Genomic DNA, 1,959 nt, shown 5'->3' on the forward strand with positions numbered 1-1,959 from the left:
GGCACCGGCGCCCGGCAAGGTGGGCGGATTCCCACACGGCTCCGGCGCCCGGAAAGGGTGGGCGGATTTCCACACAGCACCGGCGCCCGGCAAGGTGGGCGGATTCCCACACGGCACCGGCGCCCGGAAAGGGTGGGCGGATTTCCACACAGCACCGGCGCCCGGCAAGGTGGGCGGATTTCCACACGGCACCGGCGCCCGGCAAGGTGGGGGGATTCCCACACGGCACCGGCGCCCGGCAAGGTGGGCGGATTCCCACACGGCACCGGCGCCCGGCAAGGTGGGCGGATTCCCACACAGCACCGGCGCCCGGCAAGGTGGGCGGATTCCCACACAGCACCGGCGCCCGGCAAGGTGGGCGGATTCCCACACGGCACCGGCGCCCGGCAAGGTGGGCGGATTTCCACACGGCACCGGCACCCGGCAAGGTGGGCGGATTCCCACACGGCACCGGCGCCCGGCAAGGTGGGCGGATTTCCACACAGCACCGGCGCCCGGCAAGGTGGGTGGATTCCCACACGGCACCGGCGCCCGGTAAGGTGGGCGGATTTCCACACGACAGCGGCGCCCGGCAAGATGGGCGGATTCCCATATCGACATGTATGTAGCTTGTGTTATCCGTGGATTGTGCAGCTCAGCGGGTCGCTGGTCGTATGGCGTAGTGTCCCCCGTAACCGGCCGCGTGCGGCCGCTAACTCGCAGTACGGCGCCGCGACCCGAAGGCGGGCCGCCGTTCCCGCGCGCAGGCGCGCGGCGCCCACTGCGCACCCCCGTGGGGGACATACGGCAGCTGTGTGGCGGTGAGCGGGATTAGGGCTTTGCAGGGAGGGGGCTGGGTCGGGCGATACGTTCAGCATTGCGGTTTCCGGCGATTTGCGGCCGGTGCCCGTTTAACTCCGGCGTGGTCGCCTTCCATGCCCTGACGGCATAAGAAAATAAAACCGCCATGCTGCGGTCATTCATGATTTTGTGGTGTAGCGATAAATAGTCATGCGAGAAACGTTGAAGCGCTTAGCAACTGCACCAACTGTCATTTCAGGATCAGCAAGTAAGATTCTAATTTGTTTAACATCTTCTTCAGAAAGTGACGGTTTTCTCCCTCCCACACGGCCCCTTGCGCGTGCAGCTGCAAGGCCTGAGCGCGTTCTTTCAATATTGCGGTTGCGTTCAAAGCTAGAGAATATCGCCATCAGATGAGTATAGATTTCCCCTATAACTGGCGCATTTGTGTCTATTCTGTCCTTGATGGCTATGAAAGTTATTCCGCGTTTCTTCAGGTCGTCGAGTAAAGTAATGACTTGACCCAATGAACCGCCGAGCCGATCTAGTGCCCAAACTACTAGGGTATCTCCCTCGCGCAATGCTTTCAGGCAGTTCTCCAGTTCCGGCGCACCTTTTTTGTCGCGCTTTGGGCCGCTACGTGAGGTCTGATCCTGATAGATTTGCTCACATCCAGCTTTTGTTAGTTCGTCAACCTGGTGCGCCACATCCTGAAGATGCGTAGATTTACGTGCATAGCCGATTTTCATTCTTTTCTCGCTAATTAGTTATGGGGTTATTGTTATGTTGATACAGTAACGAGTTTTGTTACATGAGGGGAGTCATTTTTCGGGAGAAGTCAGGACTTTTCAAGACTGTCACAAAAACCATCGTTTTTGATACATTAATTTAACCAATAGGTTGCAGATCAAATCGCCTGTAACAGCCTTTCTGGCTGTTTGTCGTTTTCAGAAGACGGCTGCACTGAACGTCAGAAGCCGACTGCACTATAGCAGCGGAGGGGTTGGATCCATCAGGCAACGACGGGCTGCTGCCGGCCATCAGCGGACGCAGGGAGGACTTTCCGCAACCGGCCGTTCGATGCGGCACCGATGGCCTTCGCGCAGGGGTAGTGAATCCGCCAGGATTGACTTGCGCTGCCCTACCTCTCACTAGTGAGGGGCGGCAGCGCATCAAGCG

The 1,959-nt window shown here is 59.3% G+C and carries 1 protein-coding gene; it reads right to left on the reverse strand.

The annotated features are described in order from the left end of the window. Positions 1–959: 959 nt before the first annotated feature. Positions 960–1,529 (reverse strand): recombinase family protein, encoded by a 570-nt coding sequence (locus C3406_RS25775; protein ID WP_001749988.1) that lies wholly within the window; start codon positions 1,527–1,529, stop codon positions 960–962. Between the last annotated feature and the right edge of the window lie 430 nt (positions 1,530–1,959).

Source organism: Leclercia sp. LSNIH8 (genome assembly GCF_002920195.1).
GTDB lineage: Bacteria > Pseudomonadota > Gammaproteobacteria > Enterobacterales > Enterobacteriaceae > Enterobacter.

What these genes read in the sequence shown, in the direction of transcription:
- C3406_RS25775 (WP_001749988.1), bottom strand. Translation starts at nt 1,529, where the DNA reads ATGAAAATCGGCTATGCACGTAAATCTACGCATCTTCAGGATGTGGCG.